Raw genomic sequence first — 6,715 nt, forward strand, 5'->3', positions numbered from 1 at the left:
GGGATTTATCTGCCTTTTTCAATCCAGTGAAAATTGAATTTCTACTTCTGTACCACCATGTTTACGATTTTTTATCTGTAATTGTCCACCCAAGATAGAAACTCTGTCTTGCATAATAGCCATGCCAAATTTGTTCTTATTAATGCAGTTCAGATTGATACCCTGGCCGTTATCACTGACAACTGTAATAATTTTGTCATCAATCGGATAAATGCGGACACTAATCCAATTGGCATCGGCATGCTTATAACAGTTATTCAAACATTCCCTAATGATTTGTATCAAATGTTTGCTGTAACTGTCAGGAATGTGCTGATGTGTCAGGCGGTAATTGAATTCAATGTTGAAGCCTAGACGGTGGTTAAATTCATTAATCAAGTCCTGTAAAGATGCTTGTAGATTACATTGAGGTTGTTCATTCCTGAACGTTGCCAGTAATTCTCTTAGCTGGCGATAGGCAATATTCAACTCATCTTTAATCATATTCAGTGAGGTTAAACTTTGCTTGGGTAAATTATCACTGCCGATGTATAAGCAATTAACTTGAATCTTAAGGAAAGAGAGGGATTGAGCAATGGAATCGTGCAGTTCACGGGAAATAGCGGCTCTCTCTGCGGCCAACATACTCTGGTGTTGGCATTGGATCTGATTTTCCCGTAATAGTTTATTTGTCATTAAAGTCACCACATCCTGGACCAGTTTTTTTTCATCAGGAGTAAGATCACTATTTCTGTGTGTTTTTATCCAGAGTATTCCATAGTTATCAATGTTGTCATCTAGATTCCATCTCGTAATAAGCGGCATATCGAAATAGGGACATTGGTGAGGATTGCGGAAGAAATATTCTTGTTGTGATGGATAAAAGATGATTTTGGCTTCACAGAAAGGGATCAGGCGATTGAGATGGGAAAAAATCTCCTGAAGCTTTTCCGGTAGCAGTTTACAATTTTGGAGTCTGAAATGGCTTTGACAGAGAAAATCCAAATAGCCATTTTTTTGTTTCAGAGCGTTAATTTCTGCTTTGTATCTTGCATGTTGCCATTCTTTAACAGGAACAGAGTTATGTACCACTTTTATCAGAAAGTAGACATTTGTAATACTTAACATTATCAATAACGGTAAAATTAAATCTGTAATCGACGGTTTATTAATCAACAACAGGATAAAAAGTAAAAATAAATTTATAATGGAGTTGATTACAAACAGTTTTTGATTTTTGAAAATGGTGTTATTTGAACTTGCTTTCATCAGGTTAAGATTCCGTTCTGCAATACTGATGAAAACTTTAGCTCAATTTATTAAATAGTGTTAATAATTACTTCAATTTCATACCCGCTGCTGTCATTAAAAGGCGAAATAGTGTGGAAACAGCAAAAAGAGCCATCACACTGCATAACCAAATCATTACCATCCAGCCTATCCGTTTCCATACAGAAGGGCGTGGGATGTTTTGATTAGTGGCGACTTGATCAGTGGTAGCCTTGTTCATGGTTAACTTTCCCCCGAAAAACGTAGTAGCTCCAACAGGTGTAAACCAGAATCACTGGGATGATAAGTAGGGCGCCGACCAGCATAAAACCTAAACTTTGTTGTGGCGCTGCCGCGGCTTCATAACTGATTGTCGGTGGAATCAAGTTAGGCCAGATACTGATGCCTAATCCACTGTAGCCAAGAAAAACTAACAACAGTGCTAATAGAAACGGTGTGTAATGGGCTTTACGTTTGATGGAATGCAAAAGTTTCCAGCCAGCCCAGACCACCAACAGCGGCACAGGTAGGAAGAACAACAAGTTAGGTAGACTGAACCAACGTTCAGCTATTGCCGGATGAATGAATGGCGTCCATAAACTGATAATGGCGATAACTGCCAGCATCAGAAAAATGAGCGGTCGAGCGACACGGTACATCTTTTGTTGTAGGCGACCTTCGGTTTTCATAATCAGCCAGCCACAGCCTAACAGCGCGTAGGCAACCACCAGTCCAAAACCACAGAATAGAGGGAAGGGTGAGAACCAATCAAAATAGCCGCCGGCGTAAGCGCGGTTTTCCACCGGGAACCCTTGAATAAAGGCGCCCACCACTACGCCTTGAACAAACGTCGCCATTACGGAGCCGCTGATAAAGGCTTTGTCCCAGATATGACGATGTTCAGGCGCGCTTTTGAAACGAAATTCAAAGGCGACGCCACGGAAGATCAGGCCAAATAACATTAATGTCAGTGGGATTGTTAATGCATCAAGGATAACGGCGTAAGCTAAAGGGAAGGCACCGAATAACCCCGCGCCGCCAAGCACCAGCCAGGTTTCGTTACCATCCCACACCGGCGCAACGCTGTTCATCATTAAATCGCGGTCGCTATCGCTTTTAACCGTGGGATAAAGCAGCCCAATCCCAAGATCAAAACCGTCCATGACAATGTACATCATGATGCTGAACACAATGATGATGAACCAGATTAACGGCAGATCAATACCCATTTTTTAACTCCTTTTTGGGACCTTTGCGGATAAGTTTCATCATATAAGCGTAACCCACACCAAATACCGAGCTGTAAACCGCGATGAAAAGCAACAGACTGATGCTCATATGTATTTCACCGTGTGCAGATACCGCATCTTTGGTGCGTAGCAAACCATAAACGACCCACGGTTGACGGCCTATTTCGGTAGTAAACCAACCGGCAAGAATGGCGATCAGGCCGGAAGGCGCCATCAAGAATATAAAACGCAGGAAGGCTTTTGACTGATAAAGTCGTCTCTTATAGCGTAACCAAAGCCCCCAAAAGCCGGCAATTATCATCAACATACCGAGGCCGACCATCACTCGAAATGACCAGAAGACCATAAGCGCATTTGGCCTGTCTTCCGGTGGAAACTCCTTAAGCGCAGGAACCTGCTTATCGATACTGTGAGTCAAAATCAGACTGGCGAGATAAGGAATTTTAATGGCATAACGCGTCTCTTCCCGTTCCATATCCGGGATACCAAACAGGATCAGCGGAGTGGCTTCGCCGGGAAGATTTTCCCAATGGCCTTCCATTGCCGCAACTTTGGCGGGTTGATGCTTGAGGGTGTTAAGACCGTGAGCATCACCAATCAATGCCTGTAAAGGCGCAATAATCAGAATCATCCACATCGACATGGATAGCATTTTTTTCATTGCTGTCGAGTCATTGCCTTTTAATAAATGCCATGCCGCCGAAGCTGCAACAAAGAATGCTGAGGCGAGGAAGGCCGCAGTAGACATATGAGCCAGGCGATATGGAAAAGAGGGATTAAATATCACTGCCAGCCAGTCGACCGGGACGACCTGATTATTGACAATTTCGTGGCCTTGCGGAGTTTGCATCCAGCTATTGGAAGCCAGTATCCAAAATGTGGATATCAGGGTACCTAGCGCAACCATCAAGGTAGCGAAGAAATGTAATTTTTCACCTACACGATTCCAGCCAAATAACATAACGCCGAGAAAGCCCGCCTCAAGAAAGAACGCGGTCAGTACTTCGTAAGTCAACAATGGGCCGGTGATCGAACCAGCAAAATCAGAGAAAAAACTCCAGTTGGTGCCAAACTGGTAAGCCATAACCAGACCGGAAACCACGCCCATACCGAAGTTAACGGCAAAAATTTTTGACCAGAAATGATATAGCGCTTTGTAATCGGTATTCCGAGTTTTCAGCCATAACCCTTCCAGTACCGCTAAAAAGCTTGCCAACCCGATGGTAATCGCCGGAAAGATAATGTGAAACGAGACGGTAAACGCGAATTGAATTCTGGCCAGTTCCAAGGCACTTAAACCAAACATAGTGACCTCTTATTTTTAGTTTGAATAAAGGCAGGAAATGTGTGTGGGTAAGTAAAGCATGAAAAAAATAACTATAATAGTGACAGTTTTCTGTATATTAACTATAACAGTTTGCGAGAGGTCTGAATTAATGAAGCGTTATGAACAATTTGCCAAACAAATTCTTCAACATATTGAAGATGGTACTTGGCTGGTGGGAGATAGATTACCTTCATTGAGAGAATCAGTGAAGTTGTCAGGCTTAAGTTTGATGACTGTTGTTCAATCTTATCAATTATTAGAAAGTCAGGGATGGATCATTTCCCGGCCTCAATCGGGTTATTACGTCGCTAAACGTTTGCAACCTTTTGCCGCAGCAAAAGGGGGAAAGCGATTACATTTAAGTGAAAGCGTGGAAATAAGCGCTTCTATTTTTGATGTATTACAGGCGTGCAAAGATCCTGCGATTATTCCGTTTGGTTCAGCATTTCCAGATCCATCCTTATTGATTCAACCTAAACTCTCTAAAGCGTTAGCGGCGGCTGCCAGGCGAATAGCGCCACATAGCGCTTTAGCCAATTTGCCGCCGGGCAATGATAAGTTACGCCGTAACATATCGCGCCGCTATGCAATGCATGGTATTCATGTTTCTCCTGATGAAATTGTCATTACCGCTGGCGCGATGGAATCACTGAGTTTCAGTTTACAGTCGGTGACTGAACCGGGTGATTGGGTCGTGATTGAATCACCGGCTTTTTACGGTGCTTTACAAGCGATTGAACGTTTACGCTTGAAAGCGATAGCCGTCAAAACTGATCCACAAAACGGTATTGATTTGGATGCGCTGGAGGAGGTAGTTCAGAAATACCCGATAAAAGCCTGTTGGTTAATGACTCACTTTCAGAATCCGCTAGGGGGAACGATGTCTGCTGAAAGTAAATTACGGCTGGTGGATATCCTGAACAGTAATCAAGTGGTGCTAATTGAAGATGATGTTTATGGCGAACTCTATTTTGATCAACAACGGCCTATACCGGCGAAAGGGTTGGATAGTGAAAACAACTTCATGCATTGCTCCTCGTTTTCTAAATGTTTGGCGCCGGGATTTCGGGTAGGTTGGGTTGCAGCAGGAAAACATGCCAGGAAAATCCAACAGCTACAAATGATGAGCACCGTTTCTGCCAGCATGCCGACGCAATTGGCAATTGCTGATTATCTGGCGGAGGGGGGATATGACAACCACTTACGTCGCCTTCGTCGCACATTGGAGCAACGTCAACACCTGATGTTGCGAGCGATTGGTGACTATATGCCCGCTTCAGTAAAAGTGAATTGCCCTAAAGGCGGCTATTTCCTCTGGTTGGAATTTGAACCTTTGTTCAATGCACAGCGGCTTTATCAGCTAGCATTGGCAGAAGGGATCAGCATTGCGCCGGGTAGTATGTTTTGTACCAGCGAACAGTTTAATCATGCCTTCCGCCTTAATGCCTCTTTTGATTGGAATCAGGAAATGGAGCGTGCTATGCAGACTTTAGGTAATATTTGCCATACATTATTGGCTGAAATAGCCTGATATTAATCCCGATTAAGGAGAATTTCATGGAAGCGGTTTATGCATTGGGGCTTATGACAATCAAATAGCAGGACATGCCAGAAGCCAAGGGTTGATTATCGTGACTAATAATGTGCGCGAATTTAAGCGGGTTCTTGGCCTTCGTGTTGAGAATTGGGCCAGCGAAAAATAATTACCGTGGTTTGTCGCCTGTTTAATGAAACTTATGGTGTCCACGACGCTTTTGCAGACACCATTCTGGGGTTATTTCACCACATTATTCTATACAGAGCGCTCTTACGTTACTTCCTTTTTTCTTCCGAGTGGTCATACTGTCAATCCAATCTTCTAATGATACCTTCTGTGCTTTCTCGAATGCCGGCCTTACATTTACCCATGATTCGTATCTCAGGTTATATTCTGCTTGCGGCAGGAGGTAACTAGATTTGAATTCGATCATGCCTTTATCATCTTCGGAAGCGATGATTGAAAACTCAGACCAATACAAGAAGAATGACACGCCGCCTCTTGGTGATGTAGCAAGAACACTTTGTACGAAATTGGATTGAGTTTGCCTTCTACCTGCATAGGATAATGCAGCAATAGCCAATTGCCTCAGCGGGATTTTCATCTGCTCTTTCTCCTGACTAGATAACCCTAAGAAGTTTTCCAGGAAAGAGTTGATCAAAACATCTGCATCATGGCTTTTTTGAATAACATATTGCGTGCTTGCTGACAGCAAAGAAAGGAATGGAACGCCAGATAATTCTTCTGTAAATGAGAAGAAATTCTTTTTATTGCCTGGGCCTTGAGGATCTAAAGGATTATAGCCTGAGACCGCACGGCACATATTAATAACAGTTTGCAAACCTTCGGCAATGCTTAGTGGATTTCTAGATGGTGTGGAAGAATCTCTTGCAAGCTGTGTATAATTTCCTGTCGCTGCGCCATTAGCTGGGCTTTGTACGTCAGAAGCATCTCCAGCATCAGAATAATTCATAATAATATTGTCTGAACGTTCCCAATCTTTGAGGAGCCTTGTTCCTCCTTTTTCAATTTGTTCTATCCATTCTTGGGCTTTTTTAACTGCATAATCAGGATTATTTAAGATGTTTTCCATGATTTTTATCCTTAATAGATTTATTAAGTTAGAGATTGAATGTTAGAGTACTGTTGAAAATAGGGAACAATATTTAACCTTATTTTTAACAGTGAGGTAAATCGATAATCATGTACTTAATATTACTGTTTTTTTAGCTTGGTAATATTCCATAAATAAAGCATGTTTTTATTCTCTGTGAATTATTATTTATGTAAGTGAATATTTTATTTTGAATTTTTATTGATAAATATTAAATATATTTTTGTGTAAACTAAGTA

General features: G+C 42.1%; 6 protein-coding genes and 1 pseudogene. 2 read left to right on the forward strand and 5 right to left on the reverse strand.

Features of this window, described 5'->3' with window-relative positions; translation table 11 throughout:
* Nucleotides 1–18 precede the first annotated feature (18 nt).
* The 4 genes from V2H77_RS06550 to V2H77_RS06565 all read right to left on the reverse strand — a co-directional run bounded on the left by V2H77_RS06550 (nt 19) and on the right by V2H77_RS06565 (nt 3,804).
* Nucleotides 19–1,107 carry a histidine kinase gene (locus V2H77_RS06550; RefSeq protein ID WP_341498175.1) on the reverse strand — a complete coding sequence of 363 codons (1,089 nt, stop codon included), beginning with the start codon at nt 1,105–1,107 and terminating at the stop codon, nt 19–21.
* 208 nt (nt 1,108–1,315) lie between these two features.
* Nucleotides 1,316–1,489 carry a DUF2474 domain-containing protein gene (locus V2H77_RS06555; protein WP_265380931.1) on the reverse strand — a complete coding sequence of 58 codons (174 nt, stop codon included), beginning with the start codon at nt 1,487–1,489 and terminating at the stop codon, nt 1,316–1,318.
* Nucleotides 1,470–2,477 (reverse strand): cytochrome d ubiquinol oxidase subunit II, encoded by a 1,008-nt coding sequence (gene cydB, locus V2H77_RS06560; protein ID WP_341498176.1) that lies wholly within the window; start codon nt 2,475–2,477, stop codon nt 1,470–1,472. The genes V2H77_RS06555 and cydB overlap by 20 nt, the downstream gene beginning before the upstream one ends.
* Nucleotides 2,467–3,804 (reverse strand): cytochrome ubiquinol oxidase subunit I, encoded by a 1,338-nt coding sequence (locus V2H77_RS06565; RefSeq protein WP_341498177.1) that lies wholly within the window; start codon nt 3,802–3,804, stop codon nt 2,467–2,469. Before V2H77_RS06565 ends, cydB begins: the two co-directional genes overlap by 11 nt.
* Before the next feature lie 130 nt (nt 3,805–3,934).
* Here V2H77_RS06565 and V2H77_RS06570 point away from each other — a divergent pair, with 130 nt between their 5' ends.
* Together V2H77_RS06570 and V2H77_RS06575 are read left to right on the forward strand one after the other, a co-directional pair.
* Complete coding sequence (locus tag V2H77_RS06570) at nt 3,935–5,356, forward strand: aminotransferase-like domain-containing protein (protein WP_341498178.1); 1,422 nt, start codon at nt 3,935–3,937, stop codon at nt 5,354–5,356.
* A gap of 55 nt (nt 5,357–5,411) precedes the next feature.
* A pseudogene (locus V2H77_RS06575) lies at nt 5,412–5,528 on the forward strand (VapC toxin family PIN domain ribonuclease); the annotation flags it as partial.
* Nucleotides 5,529–5,612: 84 nt separating this feature from the next.
* Here the strand turns inward: V2H77_RS06575 and V2H77_RS06580 are convergent.
* Entirely contained in the window at nt 5,613–6,455 is an 843-nt protein-coding gene (locus V2H77_RS06580; protein ID WP_341498179.1) for a hypothetical protein, read from the reverse strand.
* Nucleotides 6,456–6,715 lie beyond the last annotated feature (260 nt).

This window comes from Photorhabdus sp. P32 (assembly GCF_038085095.1).
Lineage (GTDB): Bacteria > Pseudomonadota > Gammaproteobacteria > Enterobacterales > Enterobacteriaceae > Photorhabdus > Photorhabdus luminescens.

Excerpts from the sequence above, each read along its gene's own strand:
- cydB (WP_341498176.1), bottom strand. The coding sequence starts at position 2,477 with ATGGGTATTGATCTGCCGTTAATCTGGTTCATCATCATTGTGTTCAGC.
- V2H77_RS06555 (WP_265380931.1), bottom strand. The coding sequence starts at position 1,489 with ATGAACAAGGCTACCACTGATCAAGTCGCCACTAATCAAAACATCCCA.
- V2H77_RS06565 (WP_341498177.1), bottom strand. The coding sequence starts at position 3,804 with ATGTTTGGTTTAAGTGCCTTGGAACTGGCCAGAATTCAATTCGCGTTT.
- V2H77_RS06550 (WP_341498175.1), bottom strand. The coding sequence starts at position 1,107 with ATGTTAAGTATTACAAATGTCTACTTTCTGATAAAAGTGGTACATAAC.
- V2H77_RS06580 (WP_341498179.1), bottom strand. The coding sequence starts at position 6,455 with ATGGAAAACATCTTAAATAATCCTGATTATGCAGTTAAAAAAGCCCAA.
- V2H77_RS06570 (WP_341498178.1), top strand. The coding sequence starts at position 3,935 with ATGAAGCGTTATGAACAATTTGCCAAACAAATTCTTCAACATATTGAA.